Genomic DNA, 13,956 nt, shown 5'->3' with positions numbered 1-13,956 from the left:
CATTTAATCATGCCAAAAGTTCTTTTGCCTATCGATGCCCATCTGGAATCGATCTGGAACGCTGTTTCAGGGAACCCTATCGTCGTCGTAGAGGCACCACCTGGATCGGGTAAGACGACGCGTGTTGCACCGTATATCGCGGATCGGTTTCGAGATAGCGGCGATGATCGACTGATTCAGTTGCTTCAGCCGAGAAGGTTGGCTGCTCGATCCGTTGCTCAACGAATCGCTGCCGAGGACGGAAGCCAACTAGGTGATCGTGTGGGCTATCAAGTTCGTTTTGAGAATCGAACTAATCGACAGACTCGCGTGATTGTATCGACAGAAGGTATTTTACTTCGTCGCCTGCAAGACGATCCGCTAATCGAGGACGTCGCAGTCGTGTTGCTAGATGAGTTTCATGAGCGATCGCTCGACTCCGATTTGACCCTTGGGATGCTGCGTCGTTTACAGCAAACCATGCGGGACGATCTGCGAATCGTGATCATGTCAGCGACGATCGACACGGAGTCGATCCAGAGATCGCTAGGCCCCATTCCCATCCTGTCTGTGGAGAGTCCGTGCTATCCCGTTCAGATTCGCTTTCGTCCGATACCATCCCCCAAGATCAAACCGGTCGAACACATGGTCAATTCTCTTCAGGAGATTGTCCCGAAACATGATGGTGACGTGCTGGCGTTTCTGCCGGGTGCAGGGGAAATTGAACGAACCGCTTCGATGATCGAGCGAACTTCGCTAGGACGGGATTGCGATATTGTCCGTTTGTATGGCACGATGCCTTTGGAGGAACAGGTGCGAGCTATCGAACCTGGTGCTCGAAGAAAGATTGTTTTGGCTACGAACATCGCTGAGACCTCGTTAACGATCGAAGGCATTCGAGTCGTCGTCGATAGCGGATTGGCGAGAGTCATGCGATTCTCCTCGGATATAGGGCTCGATCGATTGTGCCTTGAGAACATAAGCCAGGCATCGGCAACGCAGCGCACGGGTCGAGCGGGACGGGTTGCTCCAGGCGTTTGCTACCGATTGTGGTCCGAAGCATCCGACCGCGCTCGGGCCGCGTTCCTCGAGCCAGAGATCTCGCGGATCGATTTGTGCGCCGCAGCGTTACAGCTCTATGCATGGGGTGAGGGAACTGCCAGCGACTTCCCTTGGCTCGAACCTCCCCATCCTGAGGCGTGGCGGGCTGCGGAACAGCTGCTCTCCTATTTGGGGGCGATTAGCCATGGCAAGATTACTGAGCTTGGTAAGCAGATGGTCCGTTTGCCGATCCATCCTCGTTTGGCACGAATGCTGATCGAATCCGTCAAGCTCTCATGCGAGAGACGAGCCTGTTTCATGGCGGCTATCTTGTCCGAACGAGACCCCTTCGACCGGCGGGGGAGTCGTGACGGTCGACCGGGCATGGTGACTCGCAGCATCAATCGCTGGGATAGCGATTGTTTGGAGAGACTAGAGGTTGTTGAGGATTATCTCAACGGTCGCAATCGTTCTTCCGTGTTTGGCGAATTGAATCGCAATGCTGTAAGCAATATCGCCTCGGTAGCTAAACAACTGTATCAATCGCTTCAGGATGTGCATCAGAATCTCAAGCGAGAGAGCCCCTGCGATTCTGAACGAGAGTCACTCCTGCTTTGTTTACTGGCCGGGTATCCCGATCGGCTAGCTCGGCGCAGAGGTATAGGTAAGAACAATGGATTGATGGTTGGTGGAAAGGGAGTTGCATTAGGGCCGCAGAGCGGAGTCAGCGAACCGGAGTTCTTTCTTTGTATTGATGTCGATTCGGGGCGAGGCGATGCGTCGGTGCGACAAGCTAGCGGTGTCAAGACGGAGTGGATCGAACGAGGGGCTGTCGAACGGGAAGAATACTTTTACCATCCCACGCAAAAACAGATTGTTGCACGCAAGCAAACCGTGTGGATCGATCTGGTTCTCAATGAGACGCCGACCGCGATCACAGATCAAGCTCGCGCGAAGTCGATCCTCGCTCAAGCGGTACGCCAGAATTGGGACACAACCTTTCCTAAAGACGATGAGCCATTGAATAGCTTTATCGAGCGAGCAAACTCTCTTCGGGATTGGCTTCCAGAGCTCGAGTTACCCCTTATTGATCAAGGGGTGCTGCAAAGTGTTGCCGAACAGCTTTGCGAGGGGGCTCGCTCTCTAAGCGAGATCAAGAATGGGGCGTGGTTGGATTGGTTACGAGCTAAATTCTCGGCGGAGCAGCTTAGTGCCATCGATCGAGAAGCCCCCGCTCGGATTGTTGTGCCGAGTGGTAGCTCCATCAAGCTACAGTATGAGCAAGGGAAAGCGCCAGTGCTCGCGGTGAAGATACAAGAAGTCTTCTCTTTAAAGGCGACACCCCGCGTTGCTCGCGGCCGCATACCAATTCTGTTGCATCTCCTCTCTCCGGCTATGAGGCCACAACAAATCACCGATGATTTGGAGTCGTTTTGGGCTAACGGCTATCCCGAAGTCAAGAAAGAACTCAGGCGACGCTATCCGAAACATTCGTGGCCAGATGACCCTACAACCGCTACGCCCGGAAAGAAGTAGTGTTGCGCGGAAGCCTTGAAGGATGAAAACGGACAACCATCTCGTCGTGTGAATCTTGTTGGTGGGTTTCGTTTATAGAACTTTAGTTTTTTTCTTTGGTCAGTCGAATTCGTCGCGAATGAATCGAACCGACGGGTTGCGAGGCATTTTGCTCGATGCTTGTCCATATTCTCTCGACACTTGGCTAAGCATAGGGAATGGTTGCCCGCGACGTGCGCCAGCCCGCATCTAGTTCTGACAGTAAGCCAGACCCTGGAACCCGACACAAAGACCCCGAATCGAATGAATTCGTTCATAACCAATCCTGCCGTCAAAAGCATCCTACGAGGAATTCTCGTCTGGGCTCCCTTATGGATTTTGACGACGATCATTTTCGGTGCCCTCGGAGTCGGTTATGCCTTTTTCTTGAAAACAGATACCTACATCGCATCTCAGGCGTTGTTGGTCCGCGATGAAGCTAACGGGGCTGTGATGCGATTAGGGCGATTCCAAAGCCAGACAGAAATGAAGGCCGCTCAGGAGACCATACTGGAGATGGCTAAGAGTCATCAAGTGGTCCGAGAGGCGTTGCTCGCTGTGGGGGAACGCCCCAAGCTCATGAAGTGGTTTTTACCTTCTGCCCTGGAGGGAGAGTTTCCTTCACCGGAACTGGTTGAAGAAACGGCCAAACGAAGCATTGAGGTTCATGCGCCGAAAGGAACCGAGTTTGGAACGACTGAGATCATCTATCTTGACGTGAAATCCGATTCTAAAGCGCATGCCATGCAACTGAATAAGGCGTTGTGCGATGCTTTGGAGTCGAGGTTGCAGCAAGTGCGACGCGTCCGAGCGGACGGAGTTATCCTAGAGCTCGAGAGTGCAAAGGACGCCAGACGTGTCGCCCTGGCCGAAGCGACGCGGGATCTTCTCGAAGCCGAACGAGCTGCGGGTTCCGATCTTACGGACCTCAGAGGCTTGACCGAGACTGTCGGAGGCAGCTCGTCTGCTCGAGCAGAATTAGAGCAGATCAAAAACGAGATCAGACAATCGGAATCAGCTCGGCAAACGTTGCTTTCCGATCGAGACATGCTCGTCAAAGCATCAGAAGATCCTCAAGGATTTTTGGTTGCCCCTGGTTCGGTGCTCAGCGCCCACCCCGGACTGCGCCGAATGAGAGAGGGGTTGGCCGACTCCCAAATTCAAGGAGCGTATATCCTCGGCAAATTTACCGAAGATCACCCCTCTGCGATCGCTTCGAAGTCCGCCCAAGCTGCCATCGCAAGTCGCTTTTCTCACGAGCTGCAAGCCGCGATCATTACCGTTGATGCCGATCTCTCACTGGCCGAGGTCCGGTTGCAACGACTCGAGGCACAAAAGGTTAAAGCGGAGGCTCGGCTAGCCAACTTGGCAGAAAGTCGTGCGGCTTACGCGAATCTAGTAGCCGAAGTCAAATCGAAAACAACTTTGCTGGAAAGCGCGGAACGCGATTTAGCAGGTGCGCAGGCGGCGCGCGTAGCGTCTCTTTCAACGAGCTTGCTGACCCGACTCGATGCCCCCATTGTTAGCGACAAGCCAATTGGTCCCGGTCGAACGACTCTTTCTGGATTGAGTGCCATTGCTGGCTTGGTCTTCGGGCTAGGTGTGGTCTTCGCAATCACACCAATCGATCTAGGGCCCACCTATGGTCGTCGTGCCCGAGATCGCGTAGTTGGTCGGAGAGCCGCGGACGAACCGGTCAGTATCCCAGAGAGTCGCGAGATTGATAATGAGTCCTCTCACGCATCAGAGACCAAATCACCTCCCAAGAATGACATGATGGATTTCTTGGCAGACAACAATTCTAAAAGCGCTAATGATCTTTTTGCCAAGATCATGGAAAAGTCGACGGCCAGCCACAGGCGGGCCAAGTTGAATATGCAGTTAGATATAGAGCCTCAGGAGGAGCTCCCCAAGCCTTTGAGGCCCACAACGAACTCGCCGTTTCCAGACTCCCATCGAGAGAAGCTTAACACGGATGTCGATAACGCCTTCCGCGAATTAGCCCGACTGAAATCGATGAAGCCCGACAGTCGGGTGGAAGAGCAGAACATCGACGTTAAGATCGGTGAGATCAAATCTCTTCTCGAAGCTATGGGATACCCGGCAGACACCGAGATCCTGAAAAAACAAGGCTACATGCGCCCCCGGCCTTCCCAGTCGTAAGTCGGCTGGAAAGACTTTCCTACATTGTCCTTTACCCGACCTGTCTTTGGAGAGGTAAGACGCTAGCTGCGAATTCTCTTAACGTAGAGGCCCTCACGGCAGCGGGTAACGCCGCCGTTGCAGGCTCTCCAGCAGAAGCCCCTGTCTCCCCTAACTCTCCTCGAACGACCTTTACGTCCCGAGGAGCCTCGATCCCAATTGTGACGCGATTACCGCTAACCTTGGAAACGACCAAGGTAATATTGTCGCCAATTTGGATTCTTTCACCTTCTTTTCGGCTCAGTACCAACATAATTCATTCCTCCGTGTTATTTTGCTTGCACTTCGTGTGTTTCAGCGATGTCTACTCTCACGCTACTGTCACTCACTTAGAAGCGAACGACGTACCAAAAGTTCGTCTTTTCAGGACCAGAATTGGGAAAATTCGGCTTTTGGTTCAAGTTCTTCGTATCTAGGCTGACTTTGGTTGGCTTTTGAGGCGAGAAATCTCTCGTTTCCACACGCTTTTTCTACAATTGGTTACAAAACTGCCAGTTCGCGACGCTCGCGGCCTGGGTCGTTTGCTTGACAGAACTAGTATCGCACCCGATGTTGACACGTCTGGTCACACCACTTCTTTAAAAAATATCCCTTTTGGAAAACGATTTTGGTTCAAATTGATACTCGCGTTGAGTCAAAATGAGACCTCGAGCACAAGCCCCCCCTCCCTTTCCCCCCATAATGCCAGCAATCTCCCACCGGTAATCTACACCCATGATTTGGAACGCTATCAATCGGGCAGGAATTCTGCTCTTCAGCCTGATCCTGTATCTACCCAATACGCGAGCCGAGGAACCGCCTCAAATCACACGACTGAATCCGGTCACCGCATCTCGCGGCGAAGGACTCGAGATTCGAGCAACCGGCCAATTCAAAAGCTGGCCTGTTCAGATATGGAGCAGCTCCCCCGATGTCAGCTGGAGTTGTCTCGAGGAACCTGGTGTCTTTCAAGTCACCGTGGCCGAGTCATTCACTCTGCAAAACGCTTGGTTCCGATTCTTCAATTCTGCTGGCTCAACCCCGGTACGACCGATTCTGATCTCCTCTGCTCCAGTCGCTTCCGAGATCGAACCCAACGATAAGCCAAGCACCGCAACTCCGATTCTCCCCGACCAATCGGTCAGTGGAGTTCTTGAAAAGAATGTCGATGTAGACTGCTTCCAAGTCGAACTTAGCGAAGGAGATGTTTTCTCGGCTGTCATCGATTCGCACCGATACGGTACCCCTGTTGATGCCAATCTTCAGATTCTGGACGATCGCGGTTTCGTGTTGATGGAATCGATCGACCACTTTGGGCTCGATCCCGCCTTGGAAATCGTCGCTCCGCATTCGGGGAGCTATATCGTAAAGGTGTTCGCCTTTCCCGCCGAGCCGGACAGCACGATTTCTTTTCGAGGTGGCGCTGATTGGTGGTACCGACTGCGTTGTCGATTGGGGCCTCTCGAATATGAGATTCCATCAGATCGGGCACCGCACCTGGAGCAATGCTCTCCGAGCGATGCAAAACCGGGGAACACACCAGCGACGGCTTCAACACTTCGGCTCAATGAGAAACTCCTTCGAAGAATCGAATCCCAGAAAGGTGAATCCGGCCGACGAACCGCCGAGAGCCATTACTATCAGTTGCCCCAAGCGGCCGGCACAACCCTGCGAGTGCAAGTCACAGCGAGAAGCATGGGCTCGCAACTCGATCCGGTACTAACAATCGTCAACGAGAAGGGAGAGCAACACGTCTTTCAAGACGATGCGGACAATGAACGAGATGTTTCTATTTTCTGGAAGATTCCCGACGACGCGAACTACTACGCGGTCGTTGGCGATTTCCATCGTCGCGGTGGACCCAAGCATGACTATTGGCTTTCGATCACTTCGGTGGAGCCGGCTGTTTCGATATTCACAAGTGCGGATGCTTACCAGGGCAAAACCAATCAAGACATCGATATCGCGTTGAAATTCGAGACCCTTGCTGGCTGGACAGGCGAGGTCGAACTGTCCCCATTAGACGAGAATCTCGAACTCGTGATCGAACCTAGCACGCTCACGATTGACAAGCCGAAAAGCGACCTGACTGTGAAAATCAAATCGGCTAAACCCTATGCGGGCGTTCTACCAATCCAGATCAAACAAAAAGGGTCTGACAATCCCAGCCCCGTAACAACCGCTGCGGCCCCCGTACCTGCTTGGCTAACGGTAACCGAGTAGATAGGGCGGGCGGCAATGGAAAAACTCCGAATCCATTCAGGAAACGCATCGCGAAGTTGTATTCGTACTGCCGACATTTGGTTCCTACGGAACGAAGAGAGTCCCGGAGGGGAGCAAATTCGAAAGTCGCCTTAGGGCCGATAGTGTCGGCAGCCCGAACGCCCGCCCCGCACACCTCACCGTCCCGTCAGGGACGTCAGCTTAGTTCGACGCTTGGCTCCCCAAAAAAACAATCGAATTATCAAATCTATCGAGATCGTGAATTGAAAAATACTCCGGCTCCTTCGACGCATGGAAAAGTACAAGAATTGGGCTGTATGTTCTGCGAGTCAACTGCATAAATTCCTCTGTAACGGGCTTCTTCGTCATGTACTCTAGATAGTACAATTCGGCTCTGCTTTTCGTTAGCTTTCCAATGCAATCATCGGTGGCTAGGAATGATTGCATGATTTCGCCTTCTACGCTGTAAATTGGATTTCCGAATAAAATCACCGTTTCGCTGATTTCGATACTGCGCAATACATGTTCTCGATCGAATGGCAACCAGATCGATTTAGTCGTATCCGAAAGTTGTGGAGAGCACCCGACTATCAAAAGGACGCATAGATTGAGGGATACTAACCTACTCACTCTTGGTTTTCGGTTTTGTTGCCGGACGATTGGCGTCAGTAGCTCCAACATAAGTACCTCTAGAAAAGTGGGGGGCAACAGGTTTCACGCGTACCAATCTCTATTCGCCCGGAATCGTTTCGCCACCGGCAATCGTGGCCAAGGCGAGCAAAACTCTTTCTTGTATGTTGTAACTTAAGAAAGTCTGGCTTCCATCTGCGAGCACAAAGTTCGCACCGCCAGGATGAAAACTCCATGGGTGGAATTGATCACAAATAATCTCTACCCGGCCGCGAGTAAATCTTTGTCGTTCACATGGGTTCATCGAAGAGTAGTAAAGATATACCGAACGAGTGAGCCCCCACAGCGACATGTCTTCGGCGACGCCAATCGATTGATGGCCATACTCCTGCGATGACTGCCAAGTCCCTACTATTGCCTCGTTCGCAATGGGACGCTCAGCAATCGCCAGAGTATTGCTCAATCCATCTCGAACATCCGAAAATCGAATGGTGATATCGCGAAATGTGACTTCAGCTCCCCGATGTTCAAACGGAGAAGGAAACAAACCGTCGTTATCCTCGAGACTTTGGCCGACGATTCCGACATAGTTAGTGGCTGCAAATACTCGGCCTGAGATGTAATGTCTAACCAATCGGTCTAGGGCTGGGTCGCCTGCACATGCAAAGGTATTTACTCGAGTGCGCATTCCTTCCAGTGCATTCCATGGAACTCCATCTTGCATCTGCTGATTGATTTTGAGTTGAAGAGGTTCCTGCTCGATATCCGCTAGAATAAGCGAATGCCAATGGACAGAACCAGCATACGCATTTTTGACACGCGGTACAAATCGACTCCTCGTGTGGAAATTATGAACAGCGATCCCTAGTTGACGCATACTGCTGCCACATTGAATACGTCTTGCAGCCTCGCGTGCCCCTTGCACTGCCGGCAAAAGCAAGGAAACCAAAGCTGCAATAATTCCAATGACCACTAAAAGTTCAACAAGCGTGAATCCGCGTCTTATTAGCATGCAAGCTCTATCCTTTGTAATCAGAAACCGTCAATTGCGGTACTTTTTCGAAATCAACCATGCTGCGACAAGAAATAGGAATCCGACCACCACATAAACATAAGTCCACGAAGGTTTCTCCTCAGGTAATTCTCCGAGATCGGGGTGTGATAACCCATAAAATGGCAAATAAAGTTGCTCCTGGACAAAACCCACCGACTCAACAGTGCTTTCATTCCATTCGCACTGCTTAACCAGGGTTTCACCGCTGGGCTGCTTGTTAGTTAGCTTTGTTCTTTTAGGAAATGGCACATCCTTAAAATTCGTAAATTCCAGGACCTCGAGTTTTGCACGTGTCCCCCCAAAAAAGCCTTCAATTTCGCGAATAACGAACGATTCTGGATCAATTCGATAAGTCATCTTATTCTCATCGCCAACCGGCCAATCCGAAAACCGAAGCTCATACAACTTGCTTGCACCTACTCCTTCTTCAAAATCCACTTTGCCATTTCGTCTCTGCCAATCCCTGATCGACTCCGAGAAGTCTGCATTTCCAAATTGAAGTAACGTGATGACAGTTTCATCTTAATCGTTTCTTGCAACCAGATCCCAGCGGGTTCATCATTCTTCCAGTATGTGTCCAAGCTGAAACCCTGTTTGTCGAGTGAACTGAGCATGAACGATGATCTTAGTGCATTCGTATTTTTACGATCTGCAACAGCCCCATAGTCGGAATTTACAATAGCAACGCTGAAGTGGCTCTTATTGCTTCGATTATCCTTGCGATACGATGCATCGATACCCGTTCCAGACTCATTCAAGAGTACAGAGATGTTCGTCTCCTCTAAATTTTGATTGCCGACTTTTTGCGACATCCTGGCCACGAAAGCCACGCCCACCGGCAGATTGATCGCTCGTTGTTTTTCAAAGACAACTACGCTACGAGCGATCACAGTAGAGGCATCTCCAGCTTCTGTACGTACTCCAACACAGACCAAGACACACATAAAAGTGGCAATCTTTATGCTCGTACATCTAAAATCAAAGAGCCAAGACCTCTCCCATCGGAACCATAGAGAATGATCAAGCATCTTGATAAAGGCCGCGAGAATTAGAAATATTCTTAATCCCGGCAAGCCAAATGGCAACAGGTGCTTGAGCATGGGTCTTTTTAACTAAAGCAATGATCTGGAATCTGCTCAAATCGCACGACACCTCCCTACATCCATTTAAGGTAAGTGAGGCGAATCGTTGGTGTCAAGCAAATTTTGCATAAATCCAAATATTCGGTGATGGCTGACCTTAGTTCCGCCATGATGCTGGAAATAATGGACTCATTTAGGACATTCTGGGGGCACCGCATTTTTATCGACCGTCGAATTGTACCCGCCAGAATTATAGATCATCCAGCTGTATAAAAGCTGCTCCGCCTCGGGAAGAGAGAAAGTGGGTGTGCACTTTTCTTTCAACCTCTCTTCGTTCCTACGGAACAAAGAGAGGTTGCACCATGTAAAGAGGATAAACAGTAACGGCCCCCCCGAACCAACGGCATCATGCCCCTTTGCCGTTGGAATTCCCGTTGGTGTTTACAATGATATCCATGAGATCCTTTGTGGACAGCTTGGCCGAGGCGTCGGTACCTTCGAGGATACCGTCCACCAAGTCACGCTTGGTGTCGTGCAAGGCAAGGATCTCCTCTTCAATCGTGCCGCGTGCAACGATCCGATAAACCATGACCGGTTTTTGTTGTCCCATGCGGTGCGCTCGGTCGGTCGCTTGGTCTTCGACAGCCGGATTCCACCACGGATCCATGTGAATCACGTAGTCGGCTGCCGTTAGGTTCAATCCTGTTCCCCCTGCTTTTAGCGAGATCAGGAACGCGACATCGGTGCCATTTTGGAAGGCATCCACGCGACGTTGCCGCTCCACAGCCGGTGTCGAGCCATCGAGATACTGGAACGAGATTCCTCGCTCTTTCAACGCCTCGCGGATCAAGCCTAAGTGCTCGGTGAACTGGCTGAAGACCAGTGCGCGGTGTCCCTCATCCTTGAGATTCTCTAGCACGCTGCATAGCCGATCAAGCTTAGCCGACGAACGGGTCCAGTTCTTGTTGACGATTCCAGGATGGCATGCGAACTGCCTCAACCTGGTCAAAAGGGCAAGTATCTTGAAGCGCTGATCTTTGATATCTGGCAACGCTGCCAAGTTCTGTATTTCGCCGATGGCTGATCGACGAATGGTTTCGTATTGTGCACGCTCCTCAGGACTCAAGTCGACATATTGGACCACCTCGGTTCGCGATGGCAGTTCCTTCAAAACGTTCTCTTTGGTTCTGCGAAGGATGAACGGTTGAAGGCGTTGCGAAAGATTTTCCCTGGCAACGGGATCATTATGCTTTTCAATGGGTGTTGCAAATCGGTTTCTAAAGCTTTCCCAGCCGCCAAACACCCCTGGAGAAACGACGTTGAACAAACTCCACAGTTCCCCCAGGTGGTTTTCCATAGGGGTTCCCGTCAATGCAATGGACCATTTGGCCTGAAGCTCTGATATGGACTGGTTAGTCTTGGACCTGCCGTTTTTGATGGCTTGCGCTTCGTCCATCACCAACGTTCCCCACTCGACTTTAGCTAGCTCCGAGCCATCCCGCAAAGCCAGGGCGTAAGAACTGATGACGACATCCCCGGCCTTGAGATCGCTCAGTAATTCTTTACGATCCGATTCTCGGTATAGTATGGGTCTCAAGCTCGGAGCGAAGCGTTCTGTCTCTCGCATCCAGTTAAAGCCGACCGAGGTTGGTGCGATAACGAGAGTTGGCCCCTCTTCGGCCCGATCCAGGAGCACCGCCAGTGTTTGGAGCGTCTTACCGAGCCCCATGTCATCGGCCAAAATACCACCAACACCCCATTCGGCTAGACGGCGCAGCCACTTGTAACCCTCGATTTGATAATCCCTCAGTTCCGCATTTAATCCCGCCGGCAAAGTTGGTTCGAGCGTACGAGCATTCTCGAATCTGCGCATGCGTTCTTCCCATGCTTTTGCGGCCTTCCACTCGATGTCTTCTTCGGCGAGAGCTTGAATCTCTTGTGCGGCCGTTGAGTCGAGCACGAGGCTCTTGCGATCGGTATGACTTACATTGCGTACTCGCTCGAGCTTTTTACGGAGCTCGGTCTCGATCTTTGCAAACTGGCCATCGGCGAGCTGAACGTAGTTGCTCGTCAGAGGATTGTCGCGATCGTTCATGCTCTCGAGCAGCTTCTCGATCGACACTTCCTCATCCCCTAGCTTGCAGCTACCCGTGATGCCGAACCAATTCCTCTTCGACGTAATTTCCACTCGGAGCGATTTGGCAGTGATCGAGCCAAGGACTCGCATCGGCTTTTCACTTTCCTTGTCCCACAAGACTTCGACTTGGTCGCGCATGGTTTCCACACGCTCTAGCAGCGAGATGGCCTCACCGATCGAAGCGAGCGAACCTGTGTAGTCCATGTGTGGGTTCAGATCGAGCTCCAATTGCTCTGCCATGCGGGCTAATTGACTGGACTCCATGCGTGGGTTTCTAACCCATTGGATCTTATAATCCTCGGTGTCTTCCACCCAGGAGTTCGGTGCAGCACCTGGTAACGAGATGCGTCCTCCTTTGGTTCGGATTCGCAACCCGTAATCCAGTTCGCCATGTTTTCCGGATCTAAGCAACAGAACGGGCGTTGTCGCATCGGTCATGGTCTTATAGCCGAACGATTCTGGCAAGATGACCGGGACGGTCTCGCGTAATTGATGAAGCGTCTTCAGCAGTTCATCGCGACGTTCTTTGGAAACGGCGGGTAGTTTGTTCAATTCCACAAGAGAATTAAGCTGTGCTTGGCTAATCTCGAAGACGGTCACCAGGCTTTCATCCTTTGAGACGGAACAGGCCAGTGAACCAGAAACAGCGAATGAACCCTCTATTTTCCGACCTGTGACAGTACACAGTACCATCTTCAGCTTTTCGTCTGGTTCGACCTCCAGTGTTATTGCAAGCTCACCGAGTTCTACCGTCGCGGGGGTGTCATTGAATAGGACGTTATCGGCTGATACCAGCACCCTCATCGCATCGACGGGATTGATGTAAGTGCCATGATAGGATGTGGCTTGAGTTGCCAATTTAATGACTGCTCGATCCTGCGCGGATAGCAGCTCGGGGTATTGTAAGGCAAGCCTTTCGAGTGAGGTTTTTGTTCCCTTTTTGAAACCGGAACCATTCTTCTTGGGAGCTTGCAGCACGGGCATGATGTTCCACGTTCGATTCGAATTAGAAACACTCCATGCTAACCTAGTTTGGCTTGTTTCCGGCGTATTGCTAAGCGGCTTTAGCATCCGATCACTATCCGAGGTACTAGCGCTCTTTAATCGGACCAGTTGACTGAGTTGTTTTATCGCGATGTCGTCCGTGTTGACGCGATACAATGACTTGTCGAGAGCTTTCGTATCGATCTCATCGCTAATGATCTTCCGTTTGAATTCATTATGCAAACTTGTGTTGTGGACACTGAGGTTCATAATGGCTTCGCGAATATGACCGCATTCACGAGCTCCTTGGGAGGTCGTGCAAGTGCATCCAAATCGAGGAATCGAATCAGACAGACAGATAAAGAGCTTGTGCTCTTCGGTCACGTCGTCTTCATCGTCATAATAATCGTCGTCGTCAAAAACATCGTAGTAACCCTCCTCTTCATCTTCTTCCACGACTCCGAAGACTTCTACTGAGAGCTCTAGATCACCATTCGAGTGAACTCGCTCAATCATTAAGTCGCAATCTTGATCGATGTCTAAATCGTATCGACTTCTGTAGATGGCAGCATAAGAACGGATTCGGGCGATACAATCTTCGTAAAACTTGCGTTGCCTGGCGTTGGTAAAACCGTCCCCTGGCTTTCCATAACCAGACAGGCCGCTTACACCCCCGTTTAATCGCAGCGAAGCCATGAGCTGCTCGAGTACGGATCGCTCGCTGCTGTTGCTAGTGTTCCTCTTCGCAGTGGTTCGTCGTGACCTTCCCATGTTAGATTCCTTTCCTATCCTTCAGGAGCTTCGCGTCAATTTAAAGTGCGAATATAAAATTTGACCTCTCCGGCACAAAAATCCAACGGAGATGGTAGTCGGGGCCCGCTGGCATGCCATTACTGTTGGTCGCCGTGATGAGCGCCGCAGAACCCGATTTACTGACAGATTCTAACAACTTGTCCCCAAACCGGTACAAAAGTCAGCAAATTTCCATTATCTTAGAGCAAAATCCCGTATCGAAAATCTGAGATAGGGGTATCGAAATCGACTTGCCGCATCGTATGCTATGGCAGTTTCCCACACGCTGGACGCCCTTT

General features: G+C 51.2%; 8 protein-coding genes. 3 read left to right on the top strand and 5 right to left on the bottom strand.

All coding sequences use genetic code 11. The annotated features are described in order from the left end of the window. The first annotated feature begins 9 nt into the window (after window positions 1–9). Both hrpB and SH449x_RS12740 read left to right on the top strand, forming a co-directional pair. Window positions 10–2,556, top strand: coding sequence for an ATP-dependent helicase HrpB (gene hrpB, locus SH449x_RS12745; protein WP_482381709.1), 2,547 nt, complete (start codon window positions 10–12; stop codon window positions 2,554–2,556). Window positions 2,557–2,838: 282 nt separating this feature from the next. Then, window positions 2,839–4,737 carry a GumC family protein gene (locus SH449x_RS12740; RefSeq protein ID WP_482381708.1) on the top strand — a complete coding sequence of 633 codons (1,899 nt, stop codon included), beginning with the start codon at window positions 2,839–2,841 and terminating at the stop codon, window positions 4,735–4,737. Between the two features lie 31 nt (window positions 4,738–4,768). Here SH449x_RS12740 and SH449x_RS12735 read toward each other — a convergent pair whose 3' ends face one another. Next, the gene (locus tag SH449x_RS12735; protein WP_482381707.1) at window positions 4,769–5,029 is read right to left on the bottom strand and encodes a carbon storage regulator; all 261 of its coding nucleotides are present in this window, start codon (window positions 5,027–5,029) and stop codon (window positions 4,769–4,771) included. Window positions 5,030–5,490: 461 nt separating this feature from the next. On the opposite strand from SH449x_RS12735, the gene SH449x_RS12730 reads away from it, so the two are divergent. Then, window positions 5,491–6,978: a hypothetical protein gene (locus tag SH449x_RS12730; protein WP_482381706.1), complete on the top strand. Its 1,488-nt coding sequence runs from the start codon at window positions 5,491–5,493 to the stop codon at window positions 6,976–6,978. Window positions 6,979–7,708: 730 nt separating this feature from the next. On the opposite strand, the gene SH449x_RS12725 is transcribed toward SH449x_RS12730, so the two are convergent. The 4 genes from SH449x_RS12725 to SH449x_RS12710 form a co-directional block, all read right to left on the bottom strand. Next, on the bottom strand, window positions 7,709–8,620 hold the full coding sequence (locus SH449x_RS12725; RefSeq protein ID WP_482381705.1) for a DUF1559 family PulG-like putative transporter: 912 nt from the start codon (window positions 8,618–8,620) through the stop codon (window positions 7,709–7,711). Window positions 8,621–8,650: 30 nt separating this feature from the next. Continuing rightward, entirely contained in the window at window positions 8,651–9,100 is a 450-nt protein-coding gene (locus SH449x_RS12720; protein ID WP_482381704.1) for a hypothetical protein, read from the bottom strand. Beyond that, complete coding sequence (locus tag SH449x_RS12715) at window positions 9,079–9,606, bottom strand: hypothetical protein (RefSeq protein WP_482381703.1); 528 nt, start codon at window positions 9,604–9,606, stop codon at window positions 9,079–9,081. The genes SH449x_RS12720 and SH449x_RS12715 overlap by 22 nt, the downstream gene beginning before the upstream one ends. 544 nt (window positions 9,607–10,150) lie before the next feature. After that, window positions 10,151–13,636: a DEAD/DEAH box helicase gene (locus tag SH449x_RS12710; RefSeq protein ID WP_482381702.1), complete on the bottom strand. Its 3,486-nt coding sequence runs from the start codon at window positions 13,634–13,636 to the stop codon at window positions 10,151–10,153. Window positions 13,637–13,956: the final 320 nt, after the last annotated feature.

It is taken from the genome of Brakhagea baltica, from assembly GCF_052161605.1.
Taxonomy (GTDB): domain Bacteria; phylum Planctomycetota; class Planctomycetia; order Pirellulales; family Pirellulaceae; genus JBKCUI01.
This window is presented reverse-complemented; position numbering and strand designations above follow the sequence as displayed.

Coding starts and splice junctions, on each gene's coding strand:
- hrpB (WP_482381709.1), top strand. CDS start 10: ATGCCAAAAGTTCTTTTGCCTATCGATGCCCATCTGGAATCGATCTGG.
- SH449x_RS12740 (WP_482381708.1), top strand. CDS start 2,839: ATGAATTCGTTCATAACCAATCCTGCCGTCAAAAGCATCCTACGAGGA.
- SH449x_RS12735 (WP_482381707.1), bottom strand. CDS start 5,029: ATGTTGGTACTGAGCCGAAAAGAAGGTGAAAGAATCCAAATTGGCGAC.
- SH449x_RS12730 (WP_482381706.1), top strand. CDS start 5,491: ATGATTTGGAACGCTATCAATCGGGCAGGAATTCTGCTCTTCAGCCTG.
- SH449x_RS12725 (WP_482381705.1), bottom strand. CDS start 8,620: ATGCTAATAAGACGCGGATTCACGCTTGTTGAACTTTTAGTGGTCATT.
- SH449x_RS12715 (WP_482381703.1), bottom strand. CDS start 9,606: ATGTGTGTCTTGGTCTGTGTTGGAGTACGTACAGAAGCTGGAGATGCC.
- SH449x_RS12710 (WP_482381702.1), bottom strand. CDS start 13,636: ATGGGAAGGTCACGACGAACCACTGCGAAGAGGAACACTAGCAACAGC.